General features: G+C 62.4%; 18 protein-coding genes and 1 pseudogene. 13 read left to right on the forward strand and 6 right to left on the reverse strand.

Annotated elements, in window-relative coordinates:
• The first annotated feature begins 71 nt into the window (after nucleotides 1-71).
• Nucleotides 72-920 carry a polyprenyl synthetase family protein gene (locus BLW03_RS09540; protein ID WP_170835008.1) on the forward strand — a complete coding sequence of 283 codons (849 nt, stop codon included), beginning with the start codon at nucleotides 72-74 and terminating at the stop codon, nucleotides 918-920.
• Nucleotides 921-938: 18 nt separating this feature from the next.
• Here BLW03_RS09540 and BLW03_RS09545 read toward each other — a convergent pair whose 3' ends face one another.
• Nucleotides 939-3,101 (reverse strand): mechanosensitive ion channel family protein, encoded by a 2,163-nt coding sequence (locus BLW03_RS09545; protein ID WP_074655904.1) that lies wholly within the window; start codon nucleotides 3,099-3,101, stop codon nucleotides 939-941.
• Nucleotides 3,102-3,184: 83 nt separating this feature from the next.
• On the opposite strand from BLW03_RS09545, the gene BLW03_RS09550 reads away from it, so the two are divergent.
• From BLW03_RS09550 to BLW03_RS09560, 3 genes are all read left to right on the forward strand, one after another.
• A complete protein-coding gene (locus BLW03_RS09550) occupies nucleotides 3,185-4,372 on the forward strand; it encodes an alpha/beta hydrolase family protein (RefSeq protein ID WP_074653634.1) in 1,188 nt (395 codons plus the stop codon).
• A gap of 62 nt (nucleotides 4,373-4,434) precedes the next feature.
• A complete protein-coding gene (locus tag BLW03_RS09555; RefSeq protein ID WP_074653641.1) occupies nucleotides 4,435-4,797 on the forward strand; it encodes a c-type cytochrome in 363 nt (120 codons plus the stop codon).
• Nucleotides 4,798-4,848: 51 nt separating this feature from the next.
• Nucleotides 4,849-5,256: a hypothetical protein gene (locus BLW03_RS09560; protein WP_244502030.1), complete on the forward strand. Its 408-nt coding sequence runs from the start codon at nucleotides 4,849-4,851 to the stop codon at nucleotides 5,254-5,256.
• Here BLW03_RS09560 and BLW03_RS09565 read toward each other — a convergent pair.
• Together BLW03_RS09565 and BLW03_RS09570 are read right to left on the reverse strand one after the other, a co-directional pair.
• A complete protein-coding gene (locus BLW03_RS09565; protein WP_074653643.1) occupies nucleotides 5,253-6,419 on the reverse strand; it encodes a Gfo/Idh/MocA family protein in 1,167 nt (388 codons plus the stop codon). The genes BLW03_RS09560 and BLW03_RS09565 overlap by 4 nt on opposite strands.
• 66 nt (nucleotides 6,420-6,485) lie before the next feature.
• Nucleotides 6,486-6,842: a nuclear transport factor 2 family protein gene (locus BLW03_RS09570; RefSeq protein ID WP_074655905.1), complete on the reverse strand. Its 357-nt coding sequence runs from the start codon at nucleotides 6,840-6,842 to the stop codon at nucleotides 6,486-6,488.
• 24 nt (nucleotides 6,843-6,866) lie between these two features.
• Between BLW03_RS09570 and lipA the strand changes: the two genes are divergently transcribed.
• The 5 genes from lipA (at nucleotide 6,867) to frr (ending at nucleotide 9,612) form a co-directional block, all read left to right on the forward strand.
• The gene (gene lipA, locus BLW03_RS09575; protein ID WP_074653645.1) at nucleotides 6,867-7,781 is read left to right on the forward strand and encodes a lipoyl synthase; all 915 of its coding nucleotides are present in this window, start codon (nucleotides 6,867-6,869) and stop codon (nucleotides 7,779-7,781) included.
• 214 nt (nucleotides 7,782-7,995) lie between these two features.
• Nucleotides 7,996-8,364, forward strand: a complete 369-nt coding sequence (locus BLW03_RS09585) for a DUF3060 domain-containing protein (protein WP_074653647.1) — start codon at nucleotides 7,996-7,998, stop codon at nucleotides 8,362-8,364.
• Nucleotides 8,365-8,405: 41 nt separating this feature from the next.
• On the forward strand, nucleotides 8,406-8,729 hold the full coding sequence (locus tag BLW03_RS09590; protein ID WP_083350439.1) for a type II toxin-antitoxin system Phd/YefM family antitoxin: 324 nt from the start codon (nucleotides 8,406-8,408) through the stop codon (nucleotides 8,727-8,729).
• On the forward strand, nucleotides 8,689-8,988 hold the full coding sequence (locus tag BLW03_RS09595) for a type II toxin-antitoxin system RelE/ParE family toxin (protein ID WP_074653649.1): 300 nt from the start codon (nucleotides 8,689-8,691) through the stop codon (nucleotides 8,986-8,988). The genes BLW03_RS09590 and BLW03_RS09595 overlap by 41 nt, the downstream gene beginning before the upstream one ends.
• 39 nt (nucleotides 8,989-9,027) lie before the next feature.
• The gene (frr, locus tag BLW03_RS09600; RefSeq protein WP_074653651.1) at nucleotides 9,028-9,612 is read left to right on the forward strand and encodes a ribosome recycling factor; all 585 of its coding nucleotides are present in this window, start codon (nucleotides 9,028-9,030) and stop codon (nucleotides 9,610-9,612) included.
• Nucleotides 9,613-9,713: 101 nt separating this feature from the next.
• On the opposite strand, the gene BLW03_RS09605 is transcribed toward frr, so the two are convergent.
• Nucleotides 9,714-12,326 (reverse strand): LPS-assembly protein LptD, encoded by a 2,613-nt coding sequence (locus BLW03_RS09605; protein ID WP_074653652.1) that lies wholly within the window; start codon nucleotides 12,324-12,326, stop codon nucleotides 9,714-9,716.
• 1,021 nt (nucleotides 12,327-13,347) lie between these two features.
• Between BLW03_RS09605 and BLW03_RS21330 the strand changes: the two genes are divergently transcribed.
• The 4 genes and pseudogenes from BLW03_RS21330 to alr all read left to right on the forward strand — a co-directional run bounded on the left by BLW03_RS21330 (nucleotide 13,348) and on the right by alr (nucleotide 17,294).
• Nucleotides 13,348-13,860 (forward strand): RDD family protein, encoded by a 513-nt coding sequence (locus BLW03_RS21330; RefSeq protein WP_432279825.1) that lies wholly within the window; start codon nucleotides 13,348-13,350, stop codon nucleotides 13,858-13,860.
• Nucleotides 13,782-14,066: pseudogene (locus tag BLW03_RS21335) on the forward strand (hypothetical protein); the annotation flags it as partial. The gene BLW03_RS21330 and the pseudogene BLW03_RS21335, both read left to right, overlap by 79 nt.
• A 24-nt stretch (nucleotides 14,067-14,090) precedes the next feature.
• Entirely contained in the window at nucleotides 14,091-16,013 is a 1,923-nt protein-coding gene (locus BLW03_RS09615) for a phospholipid carrier-dependent glycosyltransferase (protein WP_074653655.1), read from the forward strand.
• 24 nt (nucleotides 16,014-16,037) lie between these two features.
• Nucleotides 16,038-17,294, forward strand: coding sequence for an alanine racemase (gene alr, locus BLW03_RS09620; protein ID WP_074653657.1), 1,257 nt, complete (start codon nucleotides 16,038-16,040; stop codon nucleotides 17,292-17,294).
• 3 nt (nucleotides 17,295-17,297) lie between these two features.
• Here alr and glmM read toward each other — a convergent pair whose 3' ends face one another.
• Together glmM and xseA are read right to left on the reverse strand one after the other, a co-directional pair.
• On the reverse strand, nucleotides 17,298-18,647 hold the full coding sequence (glmM, locus tag BLW03_RS09625; protein WP_074653659.1) for a phosphoglucosamine mutase: 1,350 nt from the start codon (nucleotides 18,645-18,647) through the stop codon (nucleotides 17,298-17,300).
• Complete coding sequence (gene xseA, locus BLW03_RS09630; protein ID WP_074653661.1) at nucleotides 18,644-20,251, reverse strand: exodeoxyribonuclease VII large subunit; 1,608 nt, start codon at nucleotides 20,249-20,251, stop codon at nucleotides 18,644-18,646. Before xseA ends, glmM begins: the two co-directional genes overlap by 4 nt.
• Nucleotides 20,252-20,259: the final 8 nt, after the last annotated feature.

The following is a 20,259-nucleotide window of genomic DNA, read 5'->3' on the forward strand; positions in this document are numbered from 1 at the left end:
GTATTGCGCCTGCTGTCATGACTCAGATGGAATGCGCTAGCCGGAGTATGTCGGCAGGGATTGGAAGCGGTTTGGCCTCAGTACAGAAAGTCGCGGAGCCGATGATGCCGGCCGCCACACACGGTGGGTCGCCCTTGGAACTGCGTCTCCGAGAATTCGCCGACGAAACCGAAGCCAGCCTCGCCAGCCTGTTGCAGGGCGATGGCCCGCCGGAGCTGAGCCGGGCCGAGCACTATGCTCTCTTCGGCAGCGCAAAGCGCTTCCGGCCGTTTCTTGCCGCAGCCTGTTTCGATCTGCTGGAGCTACCTGCCGAACAGGCGAAGACCGTCGGTGCCGCGGCAGAGATGGCGCACGCCGCCTCGCTGGTCTTTGATGACCTGCCCTGCATGGACGCCTCCGAGATTCGCCGGGCAGCGCCGTCCCTCTACCGCGCTACGGACGAGGCGACCGCCGTTCTCGCAGGACTATCACTGGTCCTGCGGGCCGTACAGCTTCTGACTTCACCGGCATCGGGCATCGATGCGGAACTCCGGGCACAACTGGCCATGAGATTTGCCGAAAGCTGCGGCGCGGCCGGCCTTGCGGGCGGACAGTTTCTCGACCTCGCCGGTGCCGTGACGAGCAACGCCCAGAAGACAGCGCCGCTGATGGGTTTCTGTTGCGAGGCTGCCGCCATCTGCGCCGGGAAATCGCCTGTGATCGTAGAGCAGTTCCGTGACTTTGGCGAAGCCCTGGGCCGACTCTACCAGCACCGCGACGACGAGCTGGACGACGACGGCACGGGCGAGCCTTCCGCCAAGCAGGTGGAATACGAGCGCACGCAGCATCTGCTGGCGCTACTGCCGAAGCCTGCGCCGGGGTCTGAACTCGGCGCGCTACTGCCCGCAATGGTGGATTGGGTCGCGGGCCGGGCAGCCTGAACGCTGCCCGGCGATCTTTTATCCCTTGATCACTGCCTTTACCGTGGGCGGCGCCGCGATTGCATCCTTGATGGCGGCGTTCGAGGCCATGGCATCGAGCAACAGGTGCACGATCTTCTCATCGGTCGTCGCGGCATCCTTGATCTCAACCGGGAACAGGACGGCGTACTGCAGGCCGTTCTCCGCCAGTTGCAGCCGCGGCTCGATGTGCGGTGCCTCCAGAGCGGTGTCCATCCATGTCTCCACCGTGTGGTGCTGTTTTTCGATCAACGCGCGATAGCTGTCATACGTGGTTTGCACCGCATGCAGGACAGCTTCGGTCGCCGGGCGGTAGTCCGTATCGGGTTTCAGTCGAACCGTAAGCTCATGCCAGGCGTATTCCGTGCCCGGCATCTGCTTGTAGAGCGGGGTTCCGCTCTGGAACAGGATGGAGTTCGCAAAGACCGCAACACGACCCGTTGGATGCAGCTCAGTGCCCGTCCCCGTCAGCTCCATCATGTAGAAGCGAACCAGGCCAACCTCCACTACGTCGCCCGTCACGCCCGCTACCGAGATCCGGTCGCCAACGCGCACGCCATACCGTCCGATGATGAAGAAGTACGCCGCAACTGACAGCAGGATGGTCTGCAGACCGACGGCGATACCTGCCGTAATGAATCCGGCAAAGGTGGCCAGCGAACTGAACTGCGTTACGAAGCCGAAGATGACAATCAGACCACCGAGGAAGCCAAGCACGGCTCGACGAATGAGCATGATCTGCCGCCGGCGTCGCAGGTCGCTGATGTACTTCACCGTCAGCCGCTTCCACACATAACTCGCGATGAAGAGCGCCAGCAGCGCCAGTGCGATGGTAAGCACACGCAATAGCAGTGACCGCAATACGGTGCTGTACTCCGCGTTCACGGCGGCACGCCAGCTCTGGAGATTGCTGCGCGTCTGTTCCAGCATCACCATCTCCTGGCTGAGCGGGATGACTGCAGTGGAGAGCACACGGAAGGTTGTAGCCAGTGTGTCGTAGCGCTTGCGGGTAGCCGCAAGGGTCTGTGCGTCGGACGCCGTTGCATCCGGAGCGGCCTGCATAGCCGCATCGCCCTGCGCGATGGTGGACTTGAGCAGGTTCACCACCGGCTCACGCATGCTGCTGGCCTGCTTGGTGAGCGCGTCGACCTCCCTGGTCATGTCGTCGATACTCGTGCGAGCGGCCAGCAACTGGAACAGGTTGACCGCCTGCGTGGAAACGCCACTGTCGCGTTCCGCGGCGAGGCTTTCAATGGGTGGCGGAGCCAGCGGCTTGTTCGCAGCGGCGCTGGAGAGTTCCGGAGCCGCGCGCAGCAGCCGCTGAATGTCGCCGGCAAGGCCGGTGCTGGTCTGTGCCTGGGCCATCGAAGCGACCTTGCCCAGGGCTTCCAGCATCGCCTTCTGCAGCTCTAACTGTCCCTCAATCTGCTCGTCTTTCTGACGGAGCGCGGGCAGTTCTTTCGCCTTGGCGGTCTGAATCTGCTTGTCCAGAGCCGCGTCCTGGGCGGTCAGGTCCGCCAGCCGCGCCTGCGTGGTGGCGCGGAATGCCGCAATTCGCTGCGCCTGCGTTGGCGCCGGCGGTTCATCGCCCGCTGGTGCGTTATCGCTGCCGGAATTGGGAGACGGCGCGACCGCACCGCCGGACAGCTTCGCCAGCAATGCAGCTTCGTTGCCCGCGGCCTGAAAGGCAAGTTGCGCAATCTGGGTCGACTGCTGCCTTAACTGCTCGCTGTACAGCACATCGCTCGGCTCGCCGATCTTCTGAATCTGCGCGGCGGCGCCCCGGTAGAAACGCAGGACGTCGTTGAGGTGATCCAGGATCTCTTTGCTGCGCGCGCTTACGTCTATCCCGGCATTGTCCAGCTTCGGCAGGGCTGCGATCTGCTGTGGCAGCGTCAGCGCGGCCGGTGCGGACGCTGCCGACTTCGCCGGTGCTGTCGGAGCGGCGGCCGTCGTGGTTGCTGCTCCACTTGCAGCGGGAACCGAAACGGTCGGCGCAGTGTGGCTCGCCTCAGTGGATGCAGCTGTACCGGCCGCCGGCGGGGACGCAGGCGCCTGCGTGGCCGCCATGGTCACACGGGGCAGGCTGAGCGCGGCGGGAAAACACAGCAGTGCAGCAACTAAGCCGGCACGCTTGACGAAGACGGATGACGCAATGCCCATCCCATAAGGATAGACGCCCTGCCGCCGTCGCATAAAAGGGGCCACCCAACAACGGCGTCTGCTCCGCGCGGTATCCTGAATCGATGCTTGCAAAGTGGTATGCGGACTGGATGATCCGCTGGGAGACCGAGTTAACGACGCGCGACACCAATCGCGTGGTGCGTCCACTCGAGTGGGGTTTCGACTGGCTGGCGGACTTCAGCCCGCTCGCCGCCGAATCGCGCGAGGACAGCCCGGATGCATTGAGCCGCATGGTCGCCATCAACCAGGACATTGTGGCCAGGGGCGAAGAGTTTTACGGCTACACCACGCCAACCGACTTCCGGCTGGAAGAGCGCCATCCCGAACTCTTTCCGACCAACGTACGGCCGGAGACGCTGGCACAGGCGCAGCAGGTGCGCGACGACGCCGCCAGCGGCAAGCTGAATCCGGCACGGTTCCTGCGTTTCACCTCGCCCGTGCGGACGAAGTATCCGGAAAACGACATCGTCAACGCGCGCTGGTACCCGGAGACTCCACACAAGGACCCGAAGCGCAAGAAGCAGGCCATCATCGTGATGCCGCAATGGAATGCGGACGCCTTTAGCCACAACGCACTCTGCAGCATCTACAACAAGTTCGGCGTGGCCGCCCTGCGGCTCTCGAAGCCGTACCACGATATCCGCCGCCCGGCCGAGCTGGAACGCAGCGACTACGCCGTCAGCAGCAATGTGGGCCGCACCATCGCCGCCTGCCGCCAGGCCGTCCACGACATCCGCGCCTGCGTCGACTGGCTGCAGTCGCAGGGCTATGAGCAGTTCGGCGTCATGGGCACGTCACTCGGCAGTTGCTACGCCTTCATGGCCGCGGCGTTCGATCCGCGCCTGCAGGTCTGCGCGTTCAACCACGCGTCGACCAACTTTGGAGACGTCCTGTGGCAGGGCCAGAGCACACGCCACGTGCAGGCTGCCTTTGAGCGCGCCGGCATCACGCAGGATCAGGTGCGTGCCATCTTTATGGCCAACAGCCCCAGCAGTGTGATGGATCGCTTCGCTGCCGATAAGACACGGCAATCGCTGGTGATCTACGCGCCATGGGACCTCACCTTTCCGCGAGCGTTGTCGCTGGACGTGCTGGCGAACTTCAAGGCGCGCGGCGTGAACTTTGAGAGCCGCATTCTGCCCTGCGGCCACTACACCACGGGCGAATCGCCCTTCAAGTTCATCGACGGCTGGTACCTCGGCTCGTTCATTCACCGTGCCTACAAGAAGATGCGAGAGCGTGCCATATGAGAAGCGTTCCTCAGGGGCTAAAGCCCAATTTTTTGCCCGGGATCTTCGGCACAGCTAGAGCTATGCCCTTCCGAACAACGGGCGCCGTTGCAGCAGCCGCGATGCTCTGCATCCTGGCACTCACTGGCTGCAAGACCATACCGCCACCCAAGCCGCTGGACCAACTCACCGCGCAGGAACAGGCTGGCCATGCAGCGTTCGTCACCAATTGCGGCGCCTGTCACTATGACCGCGAGAATGGATCGCTGCACGGGCCTTCGCTGCTTGGCACCTACAAGAAGGACTATCTGCCCAGCGGCGCGCCCGCAAACGACGACCGCATTACACATACCATCCTGTTCGGCCGCGGCAACATGCCCGCGCTCGGTTCGCAGGTGGGTAAAGACGACATCGCCGACATCCTCGCCTATCTGAAAACGCTGTAGAACCGGGTGCCATGTCTTGCTTCGTCGCACTCCGATACGATGGAGAAGCCTATGAGTGACGAGATCAAGCGCATCAAGCTGCCGCCCGGTTCCATACCGCCGCAGAAGACGTTCGAGGGCCCACGCATGCTGCCGGGTATGGCAATGATCGCCATCTTCATGCTCTTCATTGCGCTGGCAAATTCCATCAACGTGATCGCGCATCGCTCCACAACGCGGCCCAGCGCCACCTACGCGATCCTCTTCGTCTCAACGATGATCGTTCTCGGAGTCTTCGGCTTTCTGCGCCTGCGCCGCTGGGGATGGGCGCTGCTGCTGGGCGGCTGCTTCTTCTACTCGCTTGGTAACGTCGTGCTCTTCGCACAGACACATCTGCCCGGCTACCTGCTGCCCGCTGCCTTCAGCATGGTCTTCTTCCTCTACCTTGTCCGCACAGAGATTCGCGAACGCGTCCACTAGGAACGCTTCGGCGACCACATACCACCCTGCTTATAAGCGAGGTTTGCGATATGCCCCGCATTCGCGCAAGCAACACCAGCCTCGACCGGAGCATTCGGCTCCTTGCGTGACCGCATGCAGTCGAAGAAGTTTTGCATGTGATCCACCGTGCCGTCCTGGAAGCTGTCCGCCTTCAGCACGGGGTTCTGCTCTTTTCGTACGCGTTCGCGATAGACATTCATGCCACTGCGCGTCAGCTTCAGCGTCGCGTCGAAGCCGCGGAACTCCAGCCCGCCGTCATCAATCGACGAGTTGAGCGACCCTTCATAGACCACGTCAAAGCTGGGATAACGGAGCGCAGCCTGCTGCGTGTCCGGGCATTCCCACTTCTGCTGCACAAACTTGTCGCCCAGCATGAAGGCGGTCGTGGGCTCGTTCTCCTTCATCGCCCAGTGCGCCACATCGATCCAGTGCGCAAACAGGTCGGTCATCGCGCCGCTGCCAAAACTCCAGTACCAGCGCCACCGGTTGTACTTCTCCGTGTCGAACGGCTGATCCGGCGCGCCGCCCAGCCACATCTTCCAGTCCAGCTTCGATGTGTCGATGTTCTCGGGAATCCACGTGGTGTTGTAGTTCTGCCACCAGTAGGTGCGGATCTGCGTCACGCGACCGATCGCGCCGCTCTGGACCAGATTCACCGCGTCGCGAAAATGCTCCCAGCTCCGCTGTTGCATGCCGCACTGCAGGATCTGCTTGCTGGACCGCACCGCCTTCTTCAGAGTCACGCCCTCTTCCAGCGTGTGGTTGACCGGCTTCTCCAGGTACACATCCTTGCCCGCGGCCAGCGCTGCAACCGCAGCGCGCACATGCCAGTGATCCGGCGTTGCGATCAGCACGGCATCAATGGACTTGTTGTCCAGCACCTCATGAAAGTCGTTGTGAAGCGTGGCATTCGTGGCGCTGGGACGCGTCTTCACCTGCTCGCGATGCGGCTCATAGACGTCGCTGACGGCAGCAATCTCAAAGTTGAAGCCTGTTCGCTCCGCCGCGCCCGCCAGCGAACGCATCCGGCTCCCCGCACCGATAATGCCGAGGCGAAGTCGATCATTCGCTCCAAAGGCCGAGCGTGAAGCGAGAGCAGACATGCCCGTGGCAAGCAGAAAGGTGCGGCGGTTTGGCCTCATGGGCATCGTCTCCTCAGACAGGGTGAATGATTGCAATTTCTTGGTGGGCGAATCAGATCACGATTCTTATGCCGGGGACAAGCTGCCGACGACTGTGCCCTGATGAAAGAGCATCTGCCAGTTCTCTTCGGAGCGAATCCAAAGCGAAGAACGCAGAGACCTTCGCCCGTTTACGGTCACCCGATAGGTAAGCAGGGCCGACATGGCATTGATCTCTGCGCAACGAACATCGCTCATTTGGTATACCCGCTCTGCAGTCGATGCCAACTCTGCGAGGATCGACTCGCGGGTCCAGACTGTGCCTGATGCTCCGAACTCCACAAAGTCGGGCGCCAGCAGTCGCTCCATGCATTCGCGTGGGCACTCCGGACCAAGCCGAAGCAGCCGCGCCTCCAGTTCCTGCAGCTCTTCGCACAAGCTCATGCAGCCGAGCATAGAATAGAAAGCGTGACACCCGCCGCCGCAGCCGAGTTAATCCAGATCGATCTGTCGCCTCGTAAGCCGGAGCGCAAGCCCGAGTGGCTGAAGGCGCGCGCCCCCATGGGCGAGACCTTTCACGCACTGAAGGCGCTCACCCGCGAACTGGGTCTACATACCGTCTGCGAGAGCGCGCACTGCCCCAACATCGGCGAGTGCTGGAACCACAAGACCGCGACGTTCATGATGCTGGGCAACAGCTGCACCCGCCGCTGCGGCTTCTGCGCGGTACCTAGCGGCAAGCCTGACCCGATCGACTTCGATGAGCCGCGCCGCGTCGCCTATGCCGTCGCAAAGCTCGGCCTGCAGCACGCCGTGATCACCAGCGTGAATCGCGACGACGACAATACCGGCGCCGCCCGCGCCTTCGTGGAAGTCATCCGCGAGATCCGCGCACAGGCGCCCGGCTGCCAGGTGGAAGTGCTGACCCCCGACTTCCAGGGCACGGAGGAGGCCATCCGCCTCGTCGTCGCCGCGAAGCCCGAGATCCTGAACCACAACATTGAGACCGTGCCGCGGCTCTACCGCGTCGCCAAGTCCGGCGGCCGCTATGAGCGCTCCATCGGCTACCTGAAGCTGGCGAAGGACCTGAACCCGAACCAGGTGACCAAGACCGGCATCATCGTCGGCATGGGCGAAGAGACGCACGAACTGCTCGACGTCTTCCGCGATCTCGCCGCCATCAAGGTCGACATCCTCACCATCGGCCAGTACTTGCGCCCATCGAAGGATCACATCCCGATGAAGCGCTACTACACGCCGGAAGAGTTCGAGTTCCTGAAGATCGAAGCGCTGCGCATGGGCTTTCGCCATGTGGAGAGCGGCCCGCTCGTCCGCAGCAGCTATCACGCGCACGAACAGGCGCAGTCGACCGGCCTGCGGTAAGTCATGCGCGCGAACCGAATCGCGAGCAAATGGAATCACTTCATACAGCAATACACGCGGCGAGCGCAACGAGGCCAAGAGCCCAATGACCGTGGTTATGATCGCAAGGTTGAACAGACCTTGCGTCGTATGAAGCCTGAAGCCGTCGACGAATTGCTGAACGGTGATGTGGGCGATATAACTTCAGACGAAACCAAGCTGGAGCCATTCTGGAATGACGTTGACCGCTAAGACACTCCTTATATTTGCGTTGACGCTGCCCGCCTACGCCCAGCGCGAGGTCGCGCCCACCGACTTCGTCCAGCCCACAGCGAAGGACATCGTCATCGGCGGCAACGACCTGTCGAAGGACGTGACCTGTACCAACGGCAACTCTGTCTACGTGGAAGGCCAGCACAACGAGGTGCAGGTGCACGGCTCCTGCGGCAGCGTTCGCGTCCAGGGCAATCGCAACTTTGTGTGGGTGGATCACTTCACCACCGTGCCCGTCGAGGGCAACGACAACACCGTCTTCGTCAGTGACATCAAGACCCAGTACAGCAGCCGCGGCGAGGGCAATCGCTTCGAGAAATCGAAACATTAGAATCGCCGGAGGTACGATAAAGTACCTCCAGAGGTATCGCCATGCCGTCTAGAATCAAGCTTTCCGAAGACATCCAGCCGATGACCACCTTCCGGAACAACTCCGCGGAGATGCTGCGCCAGATGAAGAAGAACAAGCGTGCCGTCGTGTTGACTGTGAGTGGCAGGCCGCAGGCAGTAATCCAAACCGTAGAAGACTATGAGCGACTGCTCGACCTTGCATCCGAAGCCAGCGAAGAGGAAGGACTGCGGCAAGCGCTTGACGACCTGAAGAATGGACGCACCCGACCAGCAGAGGAAGTCTTCAAGGAGATACGTCAGCGCCATGGCTTTTCCGATAAAACTGACTCGGCGCGCCGAGCGTGATCTAGCCCACATTGCGAATTATGTTGATGTGCAATTGCACCTGGCTGCGAGCGACTGGTTTGTAGGCCTGACGGATACGATCCTTAGCCTGCGGCATCTCCCCAAACGGGGCTCTCTCGTGGCGGGAAAATCAGGTCGACGGCAGCTCTTCTACGGATCGAAACCGCACGTGTACAAGGTCATCTATGTGGTGAATGACGCGGCAGGAAAGGTGACGATCCTGCAGGTGCGCCATGGCGCGCGCCGCCCCATCCGATAGAATCGACAAGTCGCGCAAACGCGCTTGAGGGAAGCACTAATGGCATCACAGATGGCAAACATCCCCGCCCTGAAGGACCTGCAGGGCCAACTGACGGCACGCATGACGAAGGCCGTCGAGGACTTCCGGACGAACCTGATGGCAGTGCGCACGGGCCGCGCCAGCGTGCACATGCTGGACAACATCCGCGTGGACTACTACGGCAGCGAGATGCCCATCAACCAGCTGGCACAGCTCTCCGCGCCGGAGCCGCAGCAGATCGTCGTGCAGCCCTTCGACATCGGCGTTGTCGGCCTGATCGAAAAGGCCATCCGCACCAGCGGCCAGGGCTTCAACCCCATGCACGACGGCAAGACCATCCGCGTGCCCATTCCGCCGATGACGGAAGAGCGCCGCAAGGAAGCCGTCAAGCAGTTGGCTGGCATCCTGGAAGATCACAAGACGGCCATCCGCAACATCCGCCGCGACGGCAACGACACCATCAAGAAGGCGACCAAGGACAAGCTCATCAGCGCCGACGACGAGAAGCGCGCGCAGGAAGAGACACAGGCCATGACCGACGCCCAGATCAAGACGCTCGACGACATGTTCAAAGTGAAGGAAAAGGAACTCCTCACCGTCTGAGTGCTTCGCACCGTTCTCGACGCTTCGCGTGTACTTGCAACGATTGGAATTGGAGAAGCCCGGCCTCGCGCCGGGCTTTTGCATTAGTGCTCAAACGAAGGCTAGAACAGCCGCTCGGCGCGCCGTAGATTCCCTGCCGTGCCGATGTTTGCAAGCGAAAAGTTGAAGCGATACGCGTTCTCGTTGCGCACGCTGCCAAGTTCGTACTTGCGATACTCCGCGCTGAAGCCGCAGCAGTTCCAGTTGTAGCTGAACTGACCAGTGGCGTACTGCACCTGGCTCAGCTTGAGGTCCAGCCCCACGTTGCCTGCGATACTCAGGCCCGGTTTTGCGGGGTTGCCGTAGCCCATCAGGACGCGCAACTGGCTGAAGTCAGAGATGAGGGATGTAGCGGTCGTACCGCTACCCGTATCTGAGGTGAATCGTCCTGGTGCGTACAGCCGCGCATGGCTCAGGCCCGCGAAAAAACCGTTCTGGTGGACTTCAACAAAGACGTTGCTCTGCCGCATCGCGTTGGCCTTCAGGTCGTAGTTCATATCCCACTCGATGTCGATGTGGTCGGTCGCGCTCAGCTTCATCTGGCTCACGATCGGCGACGCGCTGCGGCGATCGGTGAGGAAGGCCACTCCGGAGAGATCCAGCGTGCTATCGAGCACATTGCGCCGGTTCAGAACGAGGATGCCGGAGGGGTTAGCGAGAGAGATGTAGCCTCCGAAGCTTTCATCGAAGTAGTGCCGCTGCAACAGCTTCCAACGGATGGTTTCGCGCGTTCCACCGCAGGTTCCGTCGGTCTCCGCCGGAGTCTCGCCCGTCTCACAGGCGCGTGTTTTGGTCGGCCGTAGAAAGAGCCGCTGCGTGAAGCCGTATTCCAGCTCGTTCTTGTTGGCGACGACGTCCGCATCGTCAAAGCGAAGCGTGCGGGAAAAGTCATCGACGCCGCTAGCATAGCGATAGTGCAGCTCGGGTTCGATGGTGTGTTTCGCCTCGCGCCCCAGCAGTTTGCCGAAGCTGCCCGTTTCAAACGTGCGCTCCAAAACTGGCATACGCACTTCCATCTCCGCCTCAGTCACCAGGCGATTCAGACCCGCGCCGCTCTCGGTGGGCGTGGGCCCCGGCAGCGGGGACGTGATGCGAGAGTGCGTGTAGTACGTGTCGCGTATGCCGACGGTTGGCCGGAAGTGAAAGCCCGCCAGCGCGAATGGCAGAGACAGCTTTGGATGCAGATCGACCCGGTTGGTAAAGTCCGACGCGAAACCAGTCTGCGCCACCGGCGTTCCCTGCGTGCGCTTCAGAGCCGCGTACTGCGCTGTTGCGCTCCAGACGAACGGCGTATTGGCGACATGCCGTTCCATCACCTCGCCCTGCAGCATGGGCGCGTGGAAGATGCGGATCTGCTCGCCTGTGCTGACGATTTTCAGGCCCTGGTAACGATCGACTTCGCCCGACGCAACGTAGCCGTTGCGTGCGTGCGTTCCATACGCATACGACGTAATGTCCGACGACACCGCCTGGTTAAAGTTGTCGGTGAAGGCCTCGCGATAGATGTAACTGCTCAGGTACTCGACGTTGGCAGCGACACGCGTGTGCTGCCCGATATCCCTTCGCCCACTGAAGGTGGCATCTTCACCGCCCTGGTTTACGTAGGTATTCGCGGTGGTCGTGGTGCCGTTGGCGTTGGTGGTCGTCACGTTCTGGTAGAAACCGCGGTCCAGCAGGCCAGAGTAGTGACTTTGGATGAAGTCCAGTCCCCGTCCACGCATTCGGAAGGTCGCCGACTGCTCCCAGCCACGCCGCGAGTAGTATTGCGCACCCACCGTCAGCTCCGACGATCGCCCCATGGCGAAGTAAATCTGCTCGCCGATCACGATTCCCTTGGAGGAAGAATTGCCGATCACCGGGATCAGAAAGCCGCTCTGCCGCTCTCCCTCCGCAGTGGGGTGTGTTGCGTAGGGCAAAAAGAAGACGGGTACGTTCAGCAGGCGGAAGATCGTCTTCGTTGCGCGCGCCTCACCGTCATGCACGCTGAAGTGAGCCGATGCCAACTGCCAGTCGGGCTTGGGCAATTGGCAGCTGGTGACTGTGCCGTCGTAGATATCGAATTCCGCCGGACCGTTCTTGACTACCATGCGTCCGGTAAAGAGGAATGGATTCGCCGTGGTGTAGACGTTACTCAACTGCGACGTATTCCCCATCACGCCGCCCATCGCCTGGTTCCCCGGGGATGCCGTGGCGTGCGATACCATGCGCACACCGACGGATCCGCTCACATCATAAAATTTGCCGGTCTCTGTTTTGATGTTGAGCGTCGCCCGCGAGGCATGGATGTTTTCGCTGCGGCTGGCGCCCGTGACCACGATATGGCCTGTCGCTTCCAAATCGCCGGTCGCCTGGTTGTAGGCGACGCGGTCCGCATCGACGCGGTAGTCACCATAGGTGATGGTGACATTGCCTTCCAGCAACACGGTGTCGCCGCTGCTCTTTTGCGAGAGACTTTCCCACGTGACCTTGGTCGAGGCTGGTTCCGGCACAGGTACGGCCACGGGATAAAGATCGGCGCCGGGCGAATCCGGCAGGCTGGAAGCGCTGTCCTGATGCGTCAGATCCGGCGGTGCCGAGGTCGTTCCACTCCCGGGCACCGGCGCATTGGCACCAGCGTGCACAACGGGTGCCGAAGTCGTTACCTGCTGCGCGCACGCCGAGACTCCAAGTGCCATGCCCAGCGTGATACACCAGCAGATACAGGCTTCCTTACGCTCCGATGCGGATCGTCCGAAGCTCGAGAACCGGCTCCATCGGCGTGTACGTTCCACCCGCGTAACCCGACCGAATGTGCCTTTGTTAACCACTGAAGTTTCTATTCTACGAAAGCGAGACGCCTTGAGCACCGCCAGCCCTCTCCCACTGCAGCCGTTGCCGACGTCCACCCTCTCCGAAGACGAAGCGCGCGCGCTGAAACAGCAGGTCGCCAACCGCCTCGCCGAGCACCGCCAGCGCCGTCCGCGCCCGCACGAATCGCAGCCCAGCCTACCGCTTGAGAACGCGCCCACCTCGCGCTATCGCGTCGCGGACCAGGTAGCCGCACGCTTCGCACAGTCTCTTTCGTACCGCGACTTCCTGCAGCAGGAAGCCGAGCAGGCCATCCGACAGGCTGAAGCTGCTGCCGAGGTCGCGCGTCGCAGTGCCGAGGCGATCACTGCCGTGCAGCAGGAGCTGCTGGACGAGATCCATCATTGGGACACGGAGGCAGGCGCCCCCCCGGCTGGCCCCGCGGAGGTCATCACCTTCGCGCCCACCACGGAAGAATCTTCCGTTCCCCTGCGCAGTGAAGCGGCAGTCGAGTTGCGCAGCGAGGCGACGGTAGTCCTGCGCAGCGAAGCCATTGCCTCCGAGCCTCAAGATCTCTCACCGACGATCAGCACACCGGCCGTTACGACGCCCGCGATCTTCGGCAGCATAACCGGCAGCTTTGCCGATAGTCTCCCTGCGGCGACCATCAGGACCAGCTACGTGGCTTCAATCGGCGACGGGACCGCCGAAGAGTACATTGTGGAGCCGGTGGAGCCTGCCGTCGCCCTGCCCGCCAACCTGATCGAATTCCCTCGTCAGCTTGTCGCTGCACGCCGTGCCCGTCCGCGTCTGGCGGAAGGTCCTCTGCGTGACGAGGCAGACAACTCTCCCGAACGCGCCCAGCTGCGGATCTTCGAGGTGGAAGCGAGCTCCGTCTCCATCGAGCCGATGACCGACAGCGTCCTGCCCGAATGGCACACCATCCGGCTTGAGGCGCAACTGCAGACCCGTACCACAGATGACGCGGATTCGGGGATCTCGTTTGGGATTCCGCTTCACGTCGCTCCCATTTCGCAGAGGATCATGGCAGCGACGGTCGACGGCTGCTGCATCGCGACGGGCTTCCTCGCAGCGGTCGCGGTTGCAGCATACGCATCGCCGAGTTTGCCCACCGGCATCCCCGCGGCCATCGCCGCCGCGGGATCGCTCTTCGCCTTCGCGCTGATGTACCTGACGCTCTTCTTTTCGCTCTCGGGCATCACGCCGGGCATGCGGTACGCCCGCATCGCCTTCTGCACCTTCAATGACGAGAATCCAAGCCGCTCCGCCATGCGCCGCCGCATCTTCGCTCTGCTGCTCGCCGGAGCTCCGGTTGGCCTGGGACTCGTCTGGGCCTGCATGGACGAAGACAAGCTCGGCTGGCACGACCGTATCTCGCGCATGTACCCGCGCGCCTATTAGTCACAGGACCGCGCGACAGGACCACACGAATCGGGTGCCCCATTCTTTCGCAGCTTCCTCGCGAAAGGGTGGGGTCTTCGCACGAAGTGCAAACCCTCTCGGCCCTCCCTGCCCCTCTGACGTCCCCCCGAAAAGCTCGCGCTCTATGCGAGACCCTATCCTTTTGCTTCGCAAAAGATTGGGGAACCCGGATCCATTGCCCGTAACACCCGCGATAGGCTCATCTCAGCATGTTTGAAGCCTCCACACCTCGACGCAACCGATTGATGCTTGCGGCGTTGTGGTTCTTCCTCTACGCATCGTTCGCCTTGCTCTCTCCCCCGCTGCTTGACGACGCAGACTCCGTCCACGCCGAAGTGGCGCGAGAGATGATTCAGCGGCATGACCCTGTGACGCTGTATGCGAACGGTATCCGCTACCTCGAAAAAGCGCCGGTCCTTTACTGGTCCATGGCTGCCAGCATGCGCGTCTTCGGCGTTGGAACCGCGCAGGCGCGCTTGCCGCTCGCGATTTTTGCACTGCTGCTCTTCCTGCTGACCGAGAACTTTGCCCGCCAAGCCTTTGGCAGCGCGCGCGCCGGCCTTTACGCAGGCGTGAGCCTGATGCTCAGTTTCGGACTCTTCATCTTCACGCGCATCCTGATCCCGGATGCCATCGTGTGCCTCTGGCTGACGGCTGCGGTGTTTTGCTTCTGGCTGACGGAACGCCACGGTGAAGGCCACGCGCCTGTGCTGCCCTGCCTTGGCTTCGCGGCAGCGTGCGCCATGAACGTTCTGACGAAGGGCCTTATCGGCCTCGTCTTCCCCGCCGGCACAGTTGCGCTCTACCTGCTGACGACCCGCGGCTTCAAGGGAACGTTACAGCGCATCGCGCAACTAAACCCGCTCTTCGCGGTATTAGCCTTTTTTGCCATTGCCGCACCGTGGCACATCCTCGCGGGCCAGGCGAACCCGACGGAAGGTCACCCCGTTGGCCTGACGCACACGGGCCACGCATGGATCTTCTGGAAGGGCTGGCAGGTCGGCTCGCCCGCGGTGGGCAGCGTGCATGGATGGACGTGGTTCTATTTCATGAATGAGCACCTGCTGCGTTATCTGAACCTGCGGGTGCCGCGCGACTATGACACCGTGCCGCTGCTGCTCTTCTGGGGGCTGGTGCTGGTGTGGATGATGCCGTGGAGTGCCTTCCTGTTCGAAGCGGTAGCCGCTGCGCCCTGGCGCGCCCTGCGCTCACGCGCGGAAGCAACGCAGCTTAACGGCGAATCCCGCACGCTGCTGCTGTTCTCCATCGCCGGCCTGTTGCCGATCGTCTTCTTCTCCTTCTCAACGCGGCAGGAGTACTACGTGCTTCCGTCCCTGCCGTTCTTCGCCCTCCTGGTTGCGCGCTGGCTGGACCGCGAGGCCATCGAAGCCGAGACGATGACGGTGCCGCCCGTGCTGACGCGCGCAGGACAGCGCATCTCGGTGTTGCTGCTGATCGGCGGGACAGTCGCTTCGCTGGCCTGCGTCTTCTTCCTGATGCACACGCAGGTGCCTCCGCCCAACGTGGACCTGGCTACACTGCTACAGCAGAATCCAGGAGACTACGCGCTCTCATTCGGCCACTTTCTGGACTTGAATGGTCCTGCGATGGGAGCCTTCCGGAGGCCCTTGACGTTCACGGTCGTCGCGCTCTTTGGTGGCACAGTCGCAAGCTGGTGGCTGCGTCGGAGCTTCCGTCCGCATGAGGCAAATATCGCGCTGGCGGCGGGCACGCTTCTGTTCCTGGTGGCGGCGCATATGGGCCTGACAATCTTTGCGCCGGTATTGTCATCGCAGAAGCTGGCTCGCGCCATCGCTCCGCTAATCAAGCCGAACAACATGATCTGCATCAACGACGAATACGAAGCGGGCTCAACGCTTGGCTTCTATCTGAAGCGAAATGACATTCACATCTGGCATGGCCACTCCGCGAACCTTTGGTACGGGTCGTTCTTCAACGATGCACCGGACATCTTCGAGACGGACCTCTCCATGCGCGAACGCTGGCTGGGGCCGCAACGCATCTTCCTGTGGACAGACCCGGCGAAGCTGCCTGCGCTTCCGAGCAAGGCATACGTCATCGCCGAAGGCGGTGGTAAAGAGATCATCAGTAACAAGGCCGGCGATTATTAGTACCGGCAGCATCTGAAAGGCAACATGCGTTCTGTTCTTCCGAACCACACGCGGCCCATCTGGGCCGAGATCTCTGCCTCGCGATTACGCGATAACTTCCACGCGTTGCAGGCGGCCGCCGGGCCACAGATCGAAGTGCTTGCTGTCATCAAGGCGGATGCCTATGGCCATGGCGCGACCGAGTGCGCACCCGTGCTGGCTGGCGCCGGCGCGCAGTGGCTCGGTGTTACGTCTGCGGAAGAGGGCCTTGCCGTACGGGCATCGCTCGCTATCCTGCCGCAGGGTATGTCGCCACGCGTGCTGGTGATGTGCGGCCTGTGGCCGGGCGAAGAAGCCGGCATTCTCGATCGCGGACTAACTCCCGTGGTGTGGGAACCGTATCACCTGGATCTTCTCGAAGCCGAGGCCCACCGCCGCAACCTGCCTGCGCAGTCTGTCGCAGTGCATGCCGAGATCGACACCGGCATGGCGCGGCAGGGCGTTACGCCGGGCGATCTGCTGGAACGTCTGCTTGCCCGCTTTACAACTGACTCACCCCTGAAGCTTGAGGGCGTAATGACGCACCTCGCATCCACCGAGGTTGGAGACGACCCGCAGAACCAGGTGCAGATGATCGCTTTTGCCTCGGCACTGCAGCAGGTCGCCGCCGCTGGCCTGAAGCCAGAGTACGTACACGCCGGAAACACCTCATCGACCGACAGTGGCTACATCCCGCAGGATCTGCCCGCACTCGCGGCAGGTCTGGGAGCACGCGCCATGACCCGCGCCGGGCTTGCCCTTTACGGCTACGCCCTGCCGCTGGAATCAGCAACAGATCGGGTGATCCAAAGCGAGGGCTTCCTGAAGCCGCATCTTGCCTCCAGCCTGAAGCCGGTGATGACCTGGAAGACCCGCATCGTCAGCCTGCGCGAGGTGCAGTGCGGCGACAGCATCGGCTACAACGCCACGTTCGTGGCACCTGGAACCATGCGTCTGGCGCTGCTGCCTGTGGGCTATGCAGATGGCTTTCGGCGAGCGCTCTCTGCCTCGAATGCGGAAGCGGGCGGATTGGTACTCCTGCACGGCAGACGAGCGCCCATCGTCGGCCGCGTGTCGATGGACCTGACGATCGTCGATGTCACCGCGATCCCCGAGTGCAGCATCGCCGATGAGGTCATCCTGCTGGGCGAAAGCAATGGTGAGCGCATCGGCGCGGACGAGCATGCGAGGCTCGCGGGCACGAGTGCCTACGAGGTGCTGTGCGGCATCAGCAACCGCGTGCCTCGCGTCGTCGTCTCTTAGCTTCTAGACGCCGAGTTCGGCACGGATCGCGTTTGCGATGGCGTCCGCATGGTGCCGCATGACGGTCTCATCTTCGGCTTCGATCATCACGCGTGCGAGCGCTTCTGTGCCGCTATAGCGGATGACCACACGTCCGGAGTCAAGTAGCGCTTTTTCAGCATCTTGGATCGCTGTGGCGACAGTATGAATCGATTCAAGTGGCTTCTTTTCGCGCACTTTGACGTTCACGATTACCTGCGGGAAGGTCTTTAGATCGGCCGCAAGCCCCGCCAGCGACTTTCCGCTGCGATGCACGATGTCAAGCAGCAGGAGCGCCGTCAGCAGGCCGTCGCCCGTGGTGCTTCGACCGGTGAAGAGGATGTGTCCGCTCTGCTCGCCACCGAGCGACGCCTTCGTCTCCTGCATCTGCTGGAGCACGTACTTGTCACCTACCGGCGCGCGCAGCATCCGGATGCCACTGCGCTTCAGAGCAGCCTCAAGTCCCATGTTGGACATAGTCGTGGCGACGACCGTGTTTTCGTGGAGCAGACCGCGCTCCTGCAGGTCGCGCGCGGCCAGCAGCATCACCGCGTCACCGTTGATGACGCGCCCATTCTCATCGGCGAACATGGCACGGTCAGCGTCGCCGTCGAAGGTAATGCCAATGTCCGCCTTGTCTTCGAGCACATACTTTGCGACAACCTCGGGCTTCGTCGCCCCGCAGTCCACGTTGATGTTGCGGCCGTCCGGGCTGGCGTTGCGAATGCGTACTTCGCCGCCCAGGCCCGCAAAGAGTTGCGGTGCCACGGACGAAGCTGCGCCGTTCGCACAGTCGATGACGATGCGCTTGCCGTCGAGGCTCAGGCCATCGACAGCGGCCAGCAGAGAGCGGACATACTCGGCGCGATCACTCTCTTCGACAGCAGGCGCAGCGGCGTCGTCCGCAGTCTCAACATGGTTGGTGGCGAGCTGCCTGAAGATCTCATCTTCAATGGCGAGTTCGGTTGCGTCCGGCAGCTTGTAGCCATCCGGCCCGAAGACCTTGATGCCGTTGTCCTGCCAGGGATTGTGCGACGCGCTGATGACTATGCCCGCGCTGAAACCATGCGAACGCGTGAGAAACGCGATGGCCGGTGTCGTGATCACGCCGGCGCTCTCGACGGTTGCACCACCTTTACGAAGACCCGCGGTGATCGTCGCTGCAATCCACTCGCTGGACTCGCGCGTGTCCATGCCGAGAATGATCTTTGGCTGCTCGCCGGCCTTTGCGACATGGTGCGCCAGTGCGACGCCAACAGCGAAGATGGTCTTGCGATCAAGGGGTGCTTCGCCTGCAACGGCGCGGATGCCGTCCGTTCCAAAGAGCTTTCTCATGCGTTTTCGTTTCCTGTTCCTGTGTTGCCGTTGACGTCAGACGAAAGGACGCGGGATCGCACTTCTCCCTCGCCCAGCCGTGTGCGAATTTCGTCACCGGCCGTTACATCCTTCGCGCTCCGCAGAAGTCTACCTTCCCCGTTGAAGACGAGGGCATAGCCGCGTTGCAGCACTGCCGTTGGGGACAGCGCATGCAACCGTGTCTCGGCGCGCGCCACACGTCGCGACGGTGTTGTCAGCAGCGAGGAACCTGCACGCAGCAGCCGCTCGCGCAGGCGTTCATTCTTTGTCTGCGCACGCAGAACACTGCGGTGCACATCCTGCCGCTGCAGGCGTTCCGTCAGCAAGCGCAGACGCGCGGCACGTTCGCGTAGCAGCGCTTCGGTCGCGGCTTCCAGGCGGAAGCGATCCTGATCCACACGTTGCTGCCGGCGGCCGATGCTGTCACGCATGCGCGCAAATGCGCTGGCCGCAGAGACGCGTGTGAAGCGCTGCTGCGCGTGCATCTGCTGATACCGCATGGCACGGAAGAGCCGCGCGGCCAGCGACTGCACACGCTCTTCCACGCGATGCTGCGCGGCCGTCACCAGCTCGGCTGCAGCCGAGGGGGTGGGTGCGCGAAGGTCTGCAACAAAGTCAGCAATGGTGAAGTCCGTCTCATGCCCTACGGCCGAGACGACCGGCAGATCGATCGCAGCGATGGCGCGTGCAAGCGCCTCATCGTTGAAGCCTGCGAGGTCTTCCGCCGACCCGCCTCCACGCGCAATGACGATGACATCGACGTTGTGTTGCGGGTTGGCGTTCAGATAGCGCAGACCGCGGATGACATCCGGCGCGCAGGTCACACCCTGCATCGCCGCAGGAAAGACAAGGATGTCGAGGCAGGCATGACGGCGTCGCACCACGGTGACAATGTCACGCAGCACCGCGCCCTGCGTCGACGTGATGACGCCGACGGTGCGCGGGAAGGCCGGCAACGGACGCTTGCGCTCCTGCTCGAACAATCCCTCGGCACGTAGCTTCGCCTTGAGCTGTTCGAAGGCAAGCTGCAGCGCACCGGCGCCACGCGGCTCCAGGGTTTCTGCAATAAGCTGCAGCTGTCCACGGCTCTCAAAGACGGAGATGCGGCCACGTGCCAGCACCGCCAGGCCATCGGTCGGTTTGAAGCGCAGAAGAGATGCCTCGCGCCGGAAGAGCACGACCAGTAACTGCGCATTGCCGTCCTTCAGCGTGAAATACAGGTGGCCGCTGGGAGCGGGGCGGCAGTTGGAGATTTCGCCCTCCACCCACACATCGCTGTACTCACGCTCCACCTTGCCACGTAGCGCGCTCACCAACTCGGCAACAGCCCACAGCTTGCGCTGTTGCGGGACCTGCGCTGGCGACGCGGGAGCCTCGATGCGTTCGCGCTCGGCGATCACGTCGGCAACGGTCACCGCGCCGTCTTCTGTGGCTGATTCCGGCTCTGAAAAAAGCAGTCCGAACTGACCGAGCTTGTCCGGCTTCGGCTTAAGCGACGACGGCGGCCCGGAGGACCTGCCAGCCGCTGCCCTGCGCCGGATGAACTGCGCGAGCGATGCTGGTGGGTTTTCCGGAGCCGCCATGGTGTCTG

Source organism: Terriglobus roseus (assembly GCF_900105625.1).
Lineage (GTDB): Bacteria > Acidobacteriota > Terriglobia > Terriglobales > Acidobacteriaceae > Terriglobus > Terriglobus roseus_B.

Bases quoted from the DNA above. Each gene is read 5' to 3' on its own strand.
- BLW03_RS09585 (WP_074653647.1), top strand. From the start codon at position 7,996: ATGACGTTGACCGCTAAGACACTCCTTATATTTGCGTTGACGCTGCCC.
- BLW03_RS09595 (WP_074653649.1), top strand. From the start codon at position 8,689: ATGGCTTTTCCGATAAAACTGACTCGGCGCGCCGAGCGTGATCTAGCC.
- BLW03_RS09570 (WP_074655905.1), bottom strand. From the start codon at position 6,842: ATGAGCTTGTGCGAAGAGCTGCAGGAACTGGAGGCGCGGCTGCTTCGG.
- BLW03_RS09565 (WP_074653643.1), bottom strand. From the start codon at position 6,419: ATGAGGCCAAACCGCCGCACCTTTCTGCTTGCCACGGGCATGTCTGCT.
- BLW03_RS09550 (WP_074653634.1), top strand. From the start codon at position 3,185: ATGCTTGCAAAGTGGTATGCGGACTGGATGATCCGCTGGGAGACCGAG.
- BLW03_RS09615 (WP_074653655.1), top strand. From the start codon at position 14,091: ATGTTTGAAGCCTCCACACCTCGACGCAACCGATTGATGCTTGCGGCG.
- glmM (WP_074653659.1), bottom strand. From the start codon at position 18,647: ATGAGAAAGCTCTTTGGAACGGACGGCATCCGCGCCGTTGCAGGCGAA.
- xseA (WP_074653661.1), bottom strand. From the start codon at position 20,251: ATGGCGGCTCCGGAAAACCCACCAGCATCGCTCGCGCAGTTCATCCGG.
- frr (WP_074653651.1), top strand. From the start codon at position 9,028: ATGGCATCACAGATGGCAAACATCCCCGCCCTGAAGGACCTGCAGGGC.
- BLW03_RS21330 (WP_432279825.1), top strand. From the start codon at position 13,348: ATGACCGACAGCGTCCTGCCCGAATGGCACACCATCCGGCTTGAGGCG.
- BLW03_RS09590 (WP_083350439.1), top strand. From the start codon at position 8,406: ATGCCGTCTAGAATCAAGCTTTCCGAAGACATCCAGCCGATGACCACC.
- alr (WP_074653657.1), top strand. From the start codon at position 16,038: ATGCGTTCTGTTCTTCCGAACCACACGCGGCCCATCTGGGCCGAGATC.
- BLW03_RS09605 (WP_074653652.1), bottom strand. From the start codon at position 12,326: ATGGCACTTGGAGTCTCGGCGTGCGCGCAGCAGGTAACGACTTCGGCA.
- BLW03_RS09545 (WP_074655904.1), bottom strand. From the start codon at position 3,101: ATGGGCATTGCGTCATCCGTCTTCGTCAAGCGTGCCGGCTTAGTTGCT.
- BLW03_RS09560 (WP_244502030.1), top strand. From the start codon at position 4,849: ATGAGTGACGAGATCAAGCGCATCAAGCTGCCGCCCGGTTCCATACCG.
- BLW03_RS09555 (WP_074653641.1), top strand. From the start codon at position 4,435: ATGCCCTTCCGAACAACGGGCGCCGTTGCAGCAGCCGCGATGCTCTGC.